General features: G+C 45.9%; 12 protein-coding genes. 3 read left to right on the top strand and 9 right to left on the bottom strand.

The window, feature by feature from the left end:
- Nucleotides 1-6: 6 nt before the first annotated feature.
- Nucleotides 7-630, bottom strand: a complete 624-nt coding sequence (locus tag CLOSA_RS03415; RefSeq protein WP_013271374.1) for a cyclic nucleotide-binding domain-containing protein — start codon at nt 628-630, stop codon at nt 7-9.
- 75 nt (nt 631-705) lie between these two features.
- Here CLOSA_RS03415 and CLOSA_RS03410 point away from each other — a divergent pair, with 75 nt between their 5' ends.
- Both CLOSA_RS03410 and CLOSA_RS03405 read left to right on the top strand, forming a co-directional pair.
- Nucleotides 706-1,344: a YczE/YyaS/YitT family protein gene (locus tag CLOSA_RS03410; protein ID WP_013271373.1), complete on the top strand. Its 639-nt coding sequence runs from the start codon at nt 706-708 to the stop codon at nt 1,342-1,344.
- A gap of 4 nt (nt 1,345-1,348) precedes the next feature.
- On the top strand, nt 1,349-2,020 hold the full coding sequence (locus tag CLOSA_RS03405; RefSeq protein ID WP_013271372.1) for a YjjG family noncanonical pyrimidine nucleotidase: 672 nt from the start codon (nt 1,349-1,351) through the stop codon (nt 2,018-2,020).
- A gap of 46 nt (nt 2,021-2,066) precedes the next feature.
- On the opposite strand, the gene CLOSA_RS03400 is transcribed toward CLOSA_RS03405, so the two are convergent.
- From CLOSA_RS03400 to CLOSA_RS03365, 8 genes are all read right to left on the bottom strand, one after another.
- Nucleotides 2,067-2,843 (bottom strand): response regulator transcription factor, encoded by a 777-nt coding sequence (locus tag CLOSA_RS03400; protein WP_013271371.1) that lies wholly within the window; start codon nt 2,841-2,843, stop codon nt 2,067-2,069.
- Complete coding sequence (locus CLOSA_RS03395) at nt 2,843-4,537, bottom strand: sensor histidine kinase (protein ID WP_013271370.1); 1,695 nt, start codon at nt 4,535-4,537, stop codon at nt 2,843-2,845. Before CLOSA_RS03395 ends, CLOSA_RS03400 begins: the two co-directional genes overlap by 1 nt.
- Nucleotides 4,538-4,551: 14 nt before the next feature.
- On the bottom strand, nt 4,552-5,580 hold the full coding sequence (locus tag CLOSA_RS03390; protein WP_013271369.1) for an extracellular solute-binding protein: 1,029 nt from the start codon (nt 5,578-5,580) through the stop codon (nt 4,552-4,554).
- A gap of 48 nt (nt 5,581-5,628) precedes the next feature.
- A complete protein-coding gene (locus tag CLOSA_RS03385) occupies nt 5,629-6,705 on the bottom strand; it encodes an ABC transporter ATP-binding protein (protein ID WP_013271368.1) in 1,077 nt (358 codons plus the stop codon).
- A 23-nt stretch (nt 6,706-6,728) separates the two neighbouring features.
- Nucleotides 6,729-8,441 carry an ABC transporter permease gene (locus CLOSA_RS03380; protein ID WP_013271367.1) on the bottom strand — a complete coding sequence of 571 codons (1,713 nt, stop codon included), beginning with the start codon at nt 8,439-8,441 and terminating at the stop codon, nt 6,729-6,731.
- A 135-nt stretch (nt 8,442-8,576) separates the two neighbouring features.
- Nucleotides 8,577-9,767 (bottom strand): ABC transporter substrate-binding protein, encoded by a 1,191-nt coding sequence (locus tag CLOSA_RS03375; protein ID WP_013271366.1) that lies wholly within the window; start codon nt 9,765-9,767, stop codon nt 8,577-8,579.
- Nucleotides 9,768-9,905: 138 nt separating this feature from the next.
- Entirely contained in the window at nt 9,906-10,751 is an 846-nt protein-coding gene (locus CLOSA_RS03370; RefSeq protein WP_013271365.1) for a serine hydrolase, read from the bottom strand.
- 80 nt (nt 10,752-10,831) lie between these two features.
- Nucleotides 10,832-11,860 (bottom strand): C40 family peptidase, encoded by a 1,029-nt coding sequence (locus tag CLOSA_RS03365; RefSeq protein WP_242647777.1) that lies wholly within the window; start codon nt 11,858-11,860, stop codon nt 10,832-10,834.
- A gap of 364 nt (nt 11,861-12,224) precedes the next feature.
- Here CLOSA_RS03365 and CLOSA_RS03360 point away from each other — a divergent pair, with 364 nt between their 5' ends.
- Nucleotides 12,225-13,340 carry an SLC13 family permease gene (locus tag CLOSA_RS03360; protein ID WP_013271363.1) on the top strand — a complete coding sequence of 372 codons (1,116 nt, stop codon included), beginning with the start codon at nt 12,225-12,227 and terminating at the stop codon, nt 13,338-13,340.
- The last annotated feature ends 45 nt before the right edge of the window (nt 13,341-13,385 follow it).

Genomic DNA, 13,385 nt, shown 5'->3' with positions numbered 1-13,385 from the left:
TGTGCCTTAAGGGGAACTGCGGGAAACTTCTTCCAGCTTTTCCTGATCCACGATCCGGTACCCCTTTTCCTTCTTAAGGATTCCGTCATCACAGAATTTTTTCATGACAAAAAGCACATGGCGGTAGCTGACATTCATATACTCAGAAACATCGGTATGTGGTATGGCGTATTTCCCATTCTGCTGATATTTAAGAATAAAAGAAGCCAGCCTCTTTTCCAGAGAATAATTTAAATACTCACTCATCCGGTAGCTTCTGACCATCAGCTTATTGGAAATATAGGACGCAAAGTAAAATGCCGCTTCCGCGTCCTTTTTGCAGACCTGCTTTAACTGGTCCAGTTCAAATTCCAGGCAGACCACATCATCCATCACCTTATTTTCCTTGATATAATCCTCGCTGCAGAATAAGGAAAGCTCTCCCAGCCAGTCGCCCTTTCCTGCAAAATCAAGAATCGAACGGCGTCCGTTTTCATGGTCAATATAGATTTTCACCATTCCAGAAAGGATTAGATAACAATGGGTGATCGTTTCATCCACATGGAAAATATTCCTTCCCGCCGGAAAACGCCTTTCTGCCCCGGCCTCCGCCAGGATGTCCGGTAAATCACATATTCCGTATTTTTTCATACTTTCTTCTCCATATGATAATTCTCATAGCCGGAAACCTATTTTTTATGGTATCATAATCCCGAGGTGAAAACAATGAGCATAAAAAAACGAATCGACCTGGCCTGGACCATACTGTCCTTTGTATTATTTGGCTTTGGTATCTCACTGCAGTTAAAGGCATCCATCGGACAAAGCGTTTTAAACGCATTGGCAGTAACGTTATCCCATATCATTGAAATGAAGGTCGGCACCATACTCAATGGCATTAATTTGCTGTTCTTCCTTTCCTATTTACTTTTAAGACGCTCCCGTTTAAACTATAAAGACACCATACAAGTGCTTGCCACGGTTGCAAACGGATCCATGATCAACCTGTTCCTGTATCATTTTCTTTCTTTATTTACTGTGGAAAGCTATTTTTACAGGGTTCTGCTCTATTTGACCGGCCTTGGGATCGCATCGGTCAGCCTGGGAGCTATTCTGGCAATGGGGATTGTGAAATTTCCGCTGGAAAGCCTTTGCCTCGTAATCAGTGAATCCTATCAAAAGAATTTTGCCGCTGTCCGCATGAGCTTTGACGTGATATTTTTAATCGTCACCCTATGCCTGACCCTGTTGTCACATGCCCCCCTGCAAATACGGGAAGGAACCGTTATCAGCGTGGTTCTCCTGTCGACACTTCTGGGGATCTGCTATAATTTTTTCAGAAAACATTTAAGCGCGGAGGATTAAACACATGTACCAGACTTTTTTACTGGATATCGACAACACCCTGCTGGATTTTGACGCTGCCGAGGAGCAGGGCTTTAAAAAAATGATCCAATCTTATGATCTTGAATACAAAGAGGATATGCTTTCCCAATATAAACAGTTGAACAGACATTTATGGGATTTACTGGAGCAGGAAAAGATTGGAAGGGATGAGCTGCTTAATACCCGCTTTTCCCAATTCTTCCGCCTCTATGATATAGACATCAGCGGAGAGGAAGCGGAAGGGCGCTACCGCAGCCATCTTGGGAACAGTTCTTTTCTGATCCCCAATGCCAAGGAAACCCTGATCCGGTTAAAAGAAATGGGAAAACAACTGTATACCGCATCAAACGGCGTATACGCTACCCAGATTCAAAGGCTTGAGCTGGCCGGCGTTCTCCATCTTTTCGATGGAATGTTCATATCGGAAAAAGCAGGGTATGAAAAGCCATCTCCTTATTTTTTCCAGTACTGTTTTAAGAATATCCCTAATTTGGAAAAGGATAAAACTCTTATGGTAGGAGACAGCATTTCCTCAGACATCCAGGGGGCTGCAAATGCCGGCATCGACTCCTGCCTCTTCATCCGCTTGGACCCTCCTGCCGAATGCGGGGCTACTTATACCATTTACGATCTCTCGGAATTGTTAAATCTTTGACCTGCATACTCCACTATGCCCGGCAGCATAAGCTGCCGGGCTTTCTTCATACCCCCTTCATAAACTTTGAGGGTGATTTTAAGGTGTATTTTTTAAATACGGCACAAAAATGCTTATAATCTGTAAAACCCGTTGCATCGGAAACCTCACCGATCCGGTATTGTCCGGTATTTAATAGAACAATGGCCTGGGAAATCCGGTATTTATTTAAAAAATCAAGAAAAGTCTGGCCGGTCACCTCCTTAAACTTGCGGCTTAAATAGCTGGCGCTGACCCCAAGCTTATCCGATATGGATTCCACGCTCAGTTTATCTCCATACCCCGTCTTGATTTCCTCAATGGCCCTGGACACATACTTGTTTTCTGAAAGATCCAGCTGCATATAGTATTCCAGGTTCATGATTCCTGCCTCTGATTCCGCCTGCTCCATCACATAATCCAGCTGGCGGCTGCTTGTGATTTCCTCCTCCAGCCGTTTCATAAGTACCGCAAGCTTTTCTTCATCCACCGGCTTTAACAGATATTCGCTGACCTTGGCTGCAATGGCCCTTCTGGCGTATTCGAATTCCGCATAGCTGGTAAGAAGAATACTTTTAAATTTCACGCTCCTGGAGGCTTCCTTTATCATCTCGATTCCATCCATAAACGGCATGCAGATATCTGCAATGACCACATCCGGCTTATGCTCCAGTATCTTTAAAAGTCCCTCCTGCCCATTGGCAGCTTCAGCCACTACGACACAGCCCATTCCAATCCAGTCTGTCGTATAGATCAGCCCCTTGCGGATAATATCCTCATCTTCCGCTATCAACACCCGTAGCATTACGATTCCTCCCTTTGTACAGGAAGGGTCACCACCAGAGTGGTTCCAAGCCCTTCCGCACTGCGTATCTCCACCCCATAAGGCCTTCCATAGAGGATCCTGCACCTCCTGTGTATGTTATAAAGCCCGGAATGACGTCTGTTGTTCTCCTCCTGCTCCAAAAGCGCCTGAATCTCACATAAAACCCCTGGAGTCATTCCAATCCCGTCATCCCTGCAGATCATGATCAGCCGGTCTTCATGAATATAGGCCTTTAGCTCTACTTTTAAATTTTCCTGATTGCCGAACCCGTACTTTACGGAATTTTCGATCATTGGCTGGAGCACCAGCCTGGGAATCCGGCAGGTCAATGCCGGCTCCTCCACATCCACCACATAGGAAAACCGGCGGTTGAACCGGTATTTTAAAATCATAAGGTAATTCTCCAAATGCTCCAGATCCTCTTCCAGGGTAACTTCCGCCCTGCCGCCATCTAAGCTGTATCGAAGCAGGTTTGACAGGCTGAATACCATTTTACCGGCTGTCTCCGGCTGGATCAGGCACATATACCGGATATTTTCCAGGGTATTAAACAGGAAATGAGGATTAAATTGGGATTCCAGCTGCTTATTCTGGGCCGCCGCCACCAGTTCCGTCATCCTCCGGTTGTTCTCCATCTGAAGCTTTAAGCTGGCAATGGTTTCCCGGTAGGCATCGGCTATGATGCGGAATTCATTTTCACTTTCTATTTCCAGTGAGGTCTCTAAATTTCCATCTCTGGCCATCTCCATGACATGAAGGAGGCGGTAAAAATCCCTGGTCTCCCGCTCCGTTACTTTTTTCGTGCTGATCAGCACCCATATGGTCATAAGCACGAGGGCCGATATAATTAGAGCACTGCTAAGCCCCAGGGAAACCACGATATTCTGGATATCTGTCACGGAATAGACCAGAAACATGCGGTGATAGGCGGGATGAACGGATACCAGATACATCTTTTTATCATGAGGCAGATACCTGCCTGCCAATTTAAGAGCTTTCATGACCTGATTGCTGCTGTTCACCAGATTATAATTGCTGCTTAAATAAACCCTGCCGAACCGGTCTGCGATAATGGTCTGGCTGTCTGAACGGTCCAGCACAGGTCCCAGCTGGCTGCTGTTAATGGTGAAAACCAGGTATCCCGCCGTTTTCCCCTCCCGCATCATTGCTATGCCCATGGCAATATCCCGGTCTGAGCCTTTCCAGGCCTCCATCAAACGCACCCTGGTTTCCCCTGGTGTTTTATCCATGGCCCCGAACAGCCCCCAGTTCACGCCTTCCCTGTCTGATAAATATTCCGGGATCTCCTTTCTGGTAGATAAAATCACCTGCTTTTCTCCGTCAAAAACATACAGCTCTGCCTTATATCCCAACTGGCCGGACATACGGTAAAATTCCTCAAACACCAGCCTTCGCCCCGCTGCATCTGAACCTGCCGTAAGAAGCAGATCCGAACCGGAAAGCGCCGCAAGCTTTTCTTCATAACCCATAAGGGCCCTCTCCAGCTCAGCTGCCACGAAAGCGTTGTGGATCTCATTCCCGCTTTTTTTCCCGTAGAGAAGGACAGCAAGAAAAACCAGCGTACAGATCAGGGTAAAACCTGCCGCAGGAATGATGGCATACCCTAAGATCAAACGGCGCAGCTCCTCTTTGAAATATCGTCCCTTTTTCATGCTCCCTCCCCATTTTAATCCAGGGTGTCCTGAAAAATCTCTGAAAAACGATTCAGCCACTCCTTTTTGCTGTCCTTAACCACGGTCTCCTCGTCATAGATGATATGAATGGCCTGCTTATCCAGCAGATACTCCGGTTCATTCACATCCGTCCTTACAGAGCGCCTTCCAAGGCTTTCAGAGATGACCGTCTGGGCATCCTTTCCTGTCACAAAATCCACAAACTGCTTTGCTTCCGGTAAATGCTCAGTCTCCTTGACAATGCATACCACATCAGGCTTGGATATGACCCCTTCCTTCATGTACACCACTCTTACCGGATACCCGGAGCCAATGTAATGTGCGGCCCCCTCTTCAAAAGTGAGCCCCACGGTATAACGTCCCTCTGCCACCCCCTGGTATACCTCAGAGGAGCTTTGAAGAAGCTTTCCCCCAAGATTGTTGCAAAAGGCTTCCACATACCTCCAGCCAGCCTGGGGATCTCCCTCTCCCATAGCATATAGCATGTTGATTAAATGCTCAAAAGCCGAGGAAGAGGTGGAAGGATCACACATGGCAATCTTCCCAAAGAGCTCCGGCTTAAGGAGGTCCTCATACCCCTCTATGGGAATATCCGCCGCCAGATTGGTATTCACCATGAGTATGCTGGGAACATCCGTAAACCGGGTTAAGTTTCCTTCTTTATTCCTGTAATCTTCCTGGATCATAGGCTCATTTTTGCTGATATAGGGTTCAAACAGCTGGCTTTTTGCCATGGTGGTAGACAGGGAGCCTCCCCAGAAGATATCACACCTGGGCTCCTTCCGGTCTTCCACCATCTTTAACAGTTCTCCGGTACCTCCTGTGCATACCTCTACCTTAATCCCTGTCTGCTCCTCAAACTCCGATACAATGGGATTAATGAATTCCAGGGGATGAGGGCAGTAAACCACCATATCCTCAGCCCCATGAAAATCTGCGGGCACAGTCCGTGAACCTTCGGAGCAGCCTGCCAGACAGCTGATACACAGAAGGGCCGCAGTACATTTGATCCAGATTTTCATAACCTGCTTCCTGCCCTTCCCACTTATTAATATGATTCTATCACAGTACTACAGGATGTAAACACCCTTTGGATCAAAATTCAGACAAGCCCTTTCTCCCACTTCATAGATTCTGCGGTTGACCGGATTATAATCTGTTATCTGAATTTCCATATCACCTACCATAACCTGATAGTACTGATAAGAGCCCATAAAAGTGGACAGGGTGACCCGTCCCTCTAAAAGGCCTTCCTCCGCAAGAACAGCCCCCTCGGGCCGTATCACCAGAGTTGCCTCATCTCCTTTGTGGGCCCCTGCAAAGTTGTTGACCTGAAACTCTCTGCCAGCCACGGATATCATGGCTTTTTCTCCTTCTGCCCATAAGACCCTTGCCTTGAGGAAATTGGCTTCACCAATAAAATCAGCCACAAATCTGGAGGCTGGGTGATAATAGATCTCCCTTGGACTGCCGATCTGCTCTACCTTGCCCTTGCTCATGATAATAATTTTATCGGAAATGCTCATCGCCTCAGACTGGTCATGGGTCACATAAATGGCCGTAATTCCCACTTTCTGCTGGATCTTGCGTATCTCTGTTCTCATGGTCACACGCAGCTTGGCATCCAGATTGCTTAAAGGCTCGTCAAATAGCAGAACTCCTGGCTCAATGACCAAAGCTCTTGCCAGAGCCACCCTCTGCTGCTGACCGCCGGAAAGCTGGTTGGTCATACGGGATTCCATCCCTTCCATTTCCACCAGCTTTAATATGTTCATGACCCGTTCCCTGATCTCTTCCTTTGAAATCTTCCTGATCTTAAGTCCATAAGCCACATTGTCAAACACATTATAATGAGGCAAAAGGGCATAACTTTGGAATACCATGGCAGTATCCCTTTTATTGGGAGTCAGATGGTTGATGGCTTCCCCGCCCAGATATATTTCCCCTTCGTCAGGACTTTCGAAACCTGCAATCATGCGAAGGGTGGTTGTTTTTCCACAGCCCGACGGCCCTAAAAGTGTGACAAAGGTTCCCGGCTCAATATCCAGGGAAGTATCCTTAACCGCATAAAACTCCTTGCCTGTTTTTGGATCGATGTATATTTTTGAAATGCCATCCAGACGAACACCTTTTTTTTGTTTTTCCATTTTCTCTTCCTCCTGTTATCAATTTAGTCCCGGGCTTCCTTCACAGCTCTGCTGACGCCGAAAAATTTCATCAAGGCATTCATCAAGAGAACTGCCCCATAGGTTATCAGGATCAATACGGTGGCATAGGCACAGGCCACGCCGTAATTTCCCTTTTCCGCCTGCTCGTTGATCTGGCAGGTGATCAAAAGAAATTGAGGGGTCACCAGCAGAATGATGGCGGAAATCGCAGTGATGCTGCGCACAAACGCAGTAACCAGGCCGCTGAAAAAAGAATCCTTAATAAGAGGAAGGGTCACGGAAAGGAATACCTTGGCAGAATTGGCTCCCATGTCATAGGCAGATTCCTCTATGGATTTGTCGATCTGACGCAGGGCGGATATTCCGCTTCTTGTGCCGGTGGGAAGACTTCGGACGATAAATACGATGATCAGGATGAGACCGGTACCGTAAAGGCCGCTCATGAAACCGGAGCGGAACAGCCCGTTTGCATATCCCCGGATATATCCGATACCAAGCACCGTTCCGGGAACAGCCATGGCCAGCATGGAGACAAACTCAATAAACCCCTTTGCCTTAAACCGCTTCTTTACCACAAGATAAGAAATCACCATGGAAAGAAACGCCGTAAGGGGGGCTGCAATCAAAGACAGAACAAAGGAATCCTTAAATGCCTTTAAACCGCTGGTCTTAAACATATATTGAAACCATTTAAGACTTAGGCTGTAATCCCTTCCCCAAAGGGTAAACAGTGCACCAAAGGGGACCATGATGTACATCAGAAGCACAAAGGCGGCTACCAGACCGCAGAATATGGTCAGGGGTACGGTTACGCTCTTATCCTCTATGAGCATTCTCGCACGGGAGGCCTTTCCGGTTAAGGTAGCCGCCGTCTTCTTTTCCAGATAATATTTCTGGATCAGGAACAGCACCACCGTCAGAGACAAAAGAACCACCGACATGGCTGCCGCACCTGTGGAGTCATAAGCACCCGTCACCTGCAAATAGATGGTGGTGGCAAGGGTGTCATAGGATCCGCCGATCAGCATTGGATTAGCAAAATCTGCCACAGACTCAATAAAGGTCACCAGAAACGCATTTCCAAGGCCCGGGAGGAGAAGGGGAAAGGTAACGCTGGAAAACACCTTCCATCTGGAGGCCCCCATATCCCTTGTGGCCTCTTCCAAAGAAGGATCTATGTTTTTTAAAAGCCCCTTCAGCATTAAATAGCATACCGGGAAAAAGGTGAGGGTCTGAACTATGGCTATTCCCTTAAGCCCATAGACATTGGAATCATAAATCTGAAGCAGGGACCGGCTGATTAAGCCGCTCCTTCCAAAAAGCATAATCATGGATAAGGACAATACAAAAGGCGGGGAGACCACGGGAAGCATGGAAACAAGACCGAAAAGCTTTTCTAAAACCCTGGTTTTCAGCTTTACATATACTTCAACGTAAGCAAACAGCAGTCCGATTGCCGTAGAGGCAATGCCGGTGACAAATCCAAGAACAAGGGTGTTTTTAAAAGCATTCTTAAACCGGTCCAGGTTTAAAACTCTTTGAAACACGTCAAGAGTCACGGTTCCATCCGCATAAAAGCTGTCCACCAACAGCATAAGCAGAGGATAAAGAATAAACAAAGCAAGAAAAACAAGCAGAACAGCAATCATGCTGATCAAAACCGGATCTGAAAAAAACTTTCTGCGCTCCAGCCGGGCGCTCTGCAGGCTGGCCATATTAATTCCTCCTTTCGTCATTCCAGGCAGGAGCCCCGGCCCCCATAAAGGAAAACATGCTGCGTAATGGCCTCTTACGCATTACGCAGCATGTTTTTCCATACAGCAGGACGTTTGTCTCCTGCCCCTGTTTCCTTACTGAGTCAGGAAACGGCTGGCATCTGCTTTGTCAGCAGAGCTTCCCAGGGCTTCAAAGAAATCTTCCACATATTTAGCACTGTTTTCCTTTGCATCTGCAAAATCATAATCAATGGTATTGTTCATATCAAGGCCAAACCTCTCCGCCTCTTCCGGCTGAGTGGCATTCTTTAAAACCAGGAACTGATATGCACCATTTTGTTTTGCGATGTCCACGCACTCCGGGGAAAGGGCATACTCAATCCACAGCTTTGCCGCATTGGGATGGACCGCACCGTTAAAGATCGCAGTGGCTCCTACTTCAAAGGAAGTTCCATCTTCCGGAACGATCAGCTGAATGTTGTCATATCCCTGAAGAATCTGATAGATGCCGTCATGAAGGAAACCGATTCCAATAACACACTCCCCGGGACCAACCATCTTGGAAGGGCCGGAGCCTGATTTTGTGTATTGTGCAATGTTCTTATCCAGATTCTTAAAATATTCCATCGCAGCATCATGTCCCTTCATCTGGATCATGGTATTGATCACCAGCTTCGCCGTACCTGCGGTATTGGGGTTGGACAACATGATCAGTCCCTTATACTCTTCCTTTGTCAGATCATCCCAGGTCTTCGGAGCCTCCAGCCCAAGTCTCTTTAACTCTTCCGTATTGACCATGAAGCCCAGGATCCCCTTGTATATCCCGTACCAGCAATTGGTAGGATCCTTATACTGGTCTCCTATGAGATTCTTTGCATTGACTGCATCATAAGGTGTTAAGAGTCCTGCGGCTACTGCCTCATTGTAAGGATCTGTGGTTCCGCCGAACCATACATCCGCAGATGGCTTCCCGGCTTCTTCAGAGACCTTGGTATAAACCTCTGAGGTGGAAAGTCTCTGGAACTTTGTTTTAATTCCATAAGTCTTTTCAAACTTTTGGCAGACAGCGGCCAGATGTTCCTCTTCACAGGAGCCGTACACAGTTAATTCTCCTTCTGCCTTGGCTGCCTCAATCAAAGCTGATAAATCTCCGTCTGCTCCTGATTCCTTCTTCTCTTCCCCTGCTGCCGCAGGCGCCTCTGCAACTGTGGTCTGGGCCTCCTTTGAGGTCTCTGCCTTTGTAGCTGCCGCCTCCTGCTTGGAGCCGCACGCAGTCAGGCTCAGCGCCGCTGTAAGCGCCAGCAGAAATGCTGTTCTTTTTTTCATAATAAATATCCCTCCCATCGTTTTCTGTTATGTTATCATAGCAGAAAAACCCAGGAGGGAATACCGGAAAACCAGTAATAATGTCGTGAATTTTGAACCAATCTCTACATTTTTTAGTAAAATTACACACTGCACCTTTTATCTTAAAAAGCTTCCTTCCAATGCAAGAAACTGATCCAGGATCATCCGGCTGACTCTGGCCCCGAACACGGTGGCCGGATGATCCGGATAATACATGGCATCAGAAAATTCTTTATGGAACATGACGATGGCATAGGGGCCATAAGGGGTAAATACAAGCCCTCCGTCATTCCTGCAGGCATCCATACTCCCGCTTTTAGAGGCAACGGTGATCAGGATATCATCTGTGTTGTCACAATCCATATAAAACGGTGGAAAATCCTTGGTGATCATGCTGTTATAATGCTGTTTCTTAAAGATCTCCAGCATCTTCCCGTCCGCCTTGGGACTGATAAGCTCCCCCTTTGCCAGGCGGGTAAAAAAACCGGCATAATCCCTGGGCGTACTGGTACCAAGTCTTCGGTAAATATCAAAATGAATCGGGTTATAAAGCACCGTATCCTTGAATCCAAGGGCTTTGATGCACCGGTTGATCGTATCCATACCAAGATAATCAATGATCATATTGGTTGCAATATTATCGCTTACAATGATCATAAAAGTAGCGGCATCCTTTACCCGAAGCATTGCTCCCGGCTCCAGCGCCCCAAGCACGCCGCTTCCATCCACCACATGCTCTTCCCTGTATTGGATCATATCTTCCAGGCTCTTATTTCCCTTTTCCACCTCATCAAACAGGCATGCCAGAATATAAGTCTTAATGGCACTTGCCGTTTCAAATGTCTCATCTGCGTGAACGGAAATCACATTTCCATGGAAATCATCAAGATAGATTCCCATCGTTCCGTCATAGCTCATGATTTCCGCTTCAATTCTTTTCTCTAATGTAAGTCTGGAATCCATATTGTCCGACCCTTTCTCTGTACTGATCCATAAAAAGCCTGCAATGCAGGCACCGCACCAAGGCGGACTTCCTTTACCATTTAGCTTCTTATTCTGGCAGACATATTCCCTCCGCATGGAGCGTCAAAGATACTCCCAGACGCATACCAGCTTTTCGCTAAATCTGCCCTGTAGTCCTCTGCCTCAGGATTTAAGCTGTTGATCACCACGCCGCCGCTGCCGATTTTCCCCGTGGAATGGATATAAGCTCCATGGCCCATGTACATGGCAATATGTCCCGGAAAATACATAAGATCTCCGGGAAGCATTTCATCTTTTGGAATCTTATGGACCGGAAATCCCGGTTCGATCCTGGCATCGCGGTAGATCAGGATCCCGTTTAATAAATAGCTTTCCGAGGTCAGCCCGGAACAGTCGATTCCGGCAGTGGACCTTCCTCCCCAGCGGTACTGGGTCCCCAGATACTGCTTTGCCGTCTCTACCACCGCCTTCCGGAAGGTGGCTTCATCCACAATTTCCCTCTGGGGCAGCTCTCCTGTCCACAGTCCGGACTGGGAAAATTCCTTTGGTCTTAGATTCTGGTTTCGCGTATAACCAATACGTCCGTCCAAAAGCTCTACCCTGGCCCAGCCCTCTGCTTCTATATCAAAGGAAAGCACCTTTATCAGAGATCCTTTGAAAAGGCTTAACAGCCGTACCCCCTGGACCTTTGGAAGGGAAAGGATATCCACGTAACCCCCATCGATGACCATAAGGTCTCCCTGTTCCCAGGCTTTCAGCGCATCCAGGCTCCCTGTTTCCATCGCCTCTTTCCTGATAAAGCCGGCATAATTGTAGAAAGTCCGCACCGGATAAAAGCCCTCCACCTCTTCTCCGGTGATCGCAACCCCCATCCCATACAGCCCTTCATCTGAAATAGCCGACACCGTTTCTCCAAGGCTGTTCTCCTTTATCTCTTCCGGTCCTTCCCAAATAGCGGCAACCGGTATTTTTACAATCCCGTAAGATTCCAGCATCATCACATCATCTCCTTCTGTTCTTCGTTTACATTCCTTCCGGCACTTCACCTTCTCCACTGCCGTGGATACACAGACCACTGTATTTTTCATTATTATATGGTCCGATATGCGGAATGTCAATGATACCAAGAAATATGGAAGACGGAATGCTTTGCTATCTTCTTATTTCATGCCCCTCCCTTTAACCGGAACCGGTTCAAGCAGCTTAAACCACAATGTTTGAAAAGGATTACCCTTCATATAATTCCCCCTTCTTTTGTCCATCTTGAGTATTCCTAATCATAGCAAAGAAAGGCCTAAAATGCAATGAAATATGCAATGCTTGAAGAATCATAAAATTCTATTTTTCTGTCTGGGAATATAAAAATTAATTATATATCAGATTGTATTCCATTCATTGCATATGATATAATCACAATGTTTTTTACTTTATAGCAAAGAAGGATTCCAATCAATGATACGAAAGACAATGAAATTTTTAAGAAGCGATATCGTTTTTACCCTGTCTATGGTTTTGGCTGCTTTATCCTGCATGATAATTCCTCCAAATATTAAATATCTTGATTATATTGATTACAATACTTTGATACTACTGTTCTGTCTCATGCTGATTATGGAAGGGTTAAAAGAACTGAACTTTTTTCAGTATATCGGGAAAATGGTTTTAGACAAAGTAAAAACAGAGAGGGGAATAATTTTTACACTTGTATTTCTATGCTTTGTTAGCAGCATGTTTATAACCAATGATGTTGCTTTGATCACATTTATCCCATTTGGAATATTAATACTGGAAATGACAGGATTGACATCCATGCTATGTTTGACAATCACACTGATGACAATCGCAGGGAATCTCGGAAGCATGTTGACGCCAATAGGAAATCCCCAGAATCTTTATCTTTTTTCTGTATCCCATACGAATATAAAGGATTTTTTACTTTTGATGCTGCCTTATTCGGTTATATCTGCAGTTCTCATCACTGCTTTTATCATGCTGAGTTACAGGAAAACAGCAATAACGATAAGGTTGGAGAAAACGGAAAAGATGGAGAACCGAAAGGTTTGTATGTATCTTCTGTTATTCCTGCTATGTCTTCTGGCAATTACAGGGTTCATTTCCAAAGGACTGCTGCTTATGGTTGTATCGTTCTGCCTGTTAGTTGGAGACAGACATTTATTCCTGAAAGCAGACTATCCTCTTTTATTAACATTTATCTTCTTTTTTATTTTTATCGGAAATTTTAACAACCTTAAAGGTCTCCATAAGATAATCATCCGTATCCTGGAAAATCATGAACGCATCGTTTCCATTGGTATAAGCCAAATAATCAGCAATGTTCCGGCAGCCGTACTATTGTCAAATTATACCACTGATTACAAAGAAATTATCATTGGAACAAATCTTGGAGGCTTAGGAACGCTGATTGCATCTATGGCAAGTCTGATTTCTTATAAACAGATTACAGGGAAATACCCCCACCTAAAGAACGGGTATCTTTTAAAATTTACATCCTGCAATCTGATATTTCTCATACTGCTTTACACGATTTCTGTTACAGCATTGCATTAAGATCATATATCTTACCAGGATACGATTAGTGACAGGTAGTGGCAT

It is taken from the genome of [Clostridium] saccharolyticum WM1, from assembly GCF_000144625.1.
GTDB classification, from domain to species: Bacteria; Bacillota; Clostridia; order Lachnospirales; family Lachnospiraceae; genus Lacrimispora; species Lacrimispora saccharolytica.
This window is presented reverse-complemented; position numbering and strand designations above follow the sequence as displayed.

Excerpts from the sequence above, each read along its gene's own strand:
- CLOSA_RS03415 (WP_013271374.1), bottom strand. The coding sequence starts at position 630 with ATGAAAAAATACGGAATATGTGATTTACCGGACATCCTGGCGGAGGCC.
- CLOSA_RS03410 (WP_013271373.1), top strand. The coding sequence starts at position 706 with ATGAGCATAAAAAAACGAATCGACCTGGCCTGGACCATACTGTCCTTT.
- CLOSA_RS03405 (WP_013271372.1), top strand. The coding sequence starts at position 1,349 with ATGTACCAGACTTTTTTACTGGATATCGACAACACCCTGCTGGATTTT.
- CLOSA_RS03400 (WP_013271371.1), bottom strand. The coding sequence starts at position 2,843 with ATGCTACGGGTGTTGATAGCGGAAGATGAGGATATTATCCGCAAGGGG.
- CLOSA_RS03395 (WP_013271370.1), bottom strand. The coding sequence starts at position 4,537 with ATGAAAAAGGGACGATATTTCAAAGAGGAGCTGCGCCGTTTGATCTTA.
- CLOSA_RS03390 (WP_013271369.1), bottom strand. The coding sequence starts at position 5,580 with ATGAAAATCTGGATCAAATGTACTGCGGCCCTTCTGTGTATCAGCTGT.
- CLOSA_RS03385 (WP_013271368.1), bottom strand. The coding sequence starts at position 6,705 with ATGGAAAAACAAAAAAAAGGTGTTCGTCTGGATGGCATTTCAAAAATA.
- CLOSA_RS03380 (WP_013271367.1), bottom strand. The coding sequence starts at position 8,441 with ATGGCCAGCCTGCAGAGCGCCCGGCTGGAGCGCAGAAAGTTTTTTTCA.
- CLOSA_RS03375 (WP_013271366.1), bottom strand. The coding sequence starts at position 9,767 with ATGAAAAAAAGAACAGCATTTCTGCTGGCGCTTACAGCGGCGCTGAGC.
- CLOSA_RS03370 (WP_013271365.1), bottom strand. The coding sequence starts at position 10,751 with ATGGATTCCAGACTTACATTAGAGAAAAGAATTGAAGCGGAAATCATG.
- CLOSA_RS03365 (WP_242647777.1), bottom strand. The coding sequence starts at position 11,860 with ATGAAAAATACAGTGGTCTGTGTATCCACGGCAGTGGAGAAGGTGAAG.
- CLOSA_RS03360 (WP_013271363.1), top strand. The coding sequence starts at position 12,225 with ATGATACGAAAGACAATGAAATTTTTAAGAAGCGATATCGTTTTTACC.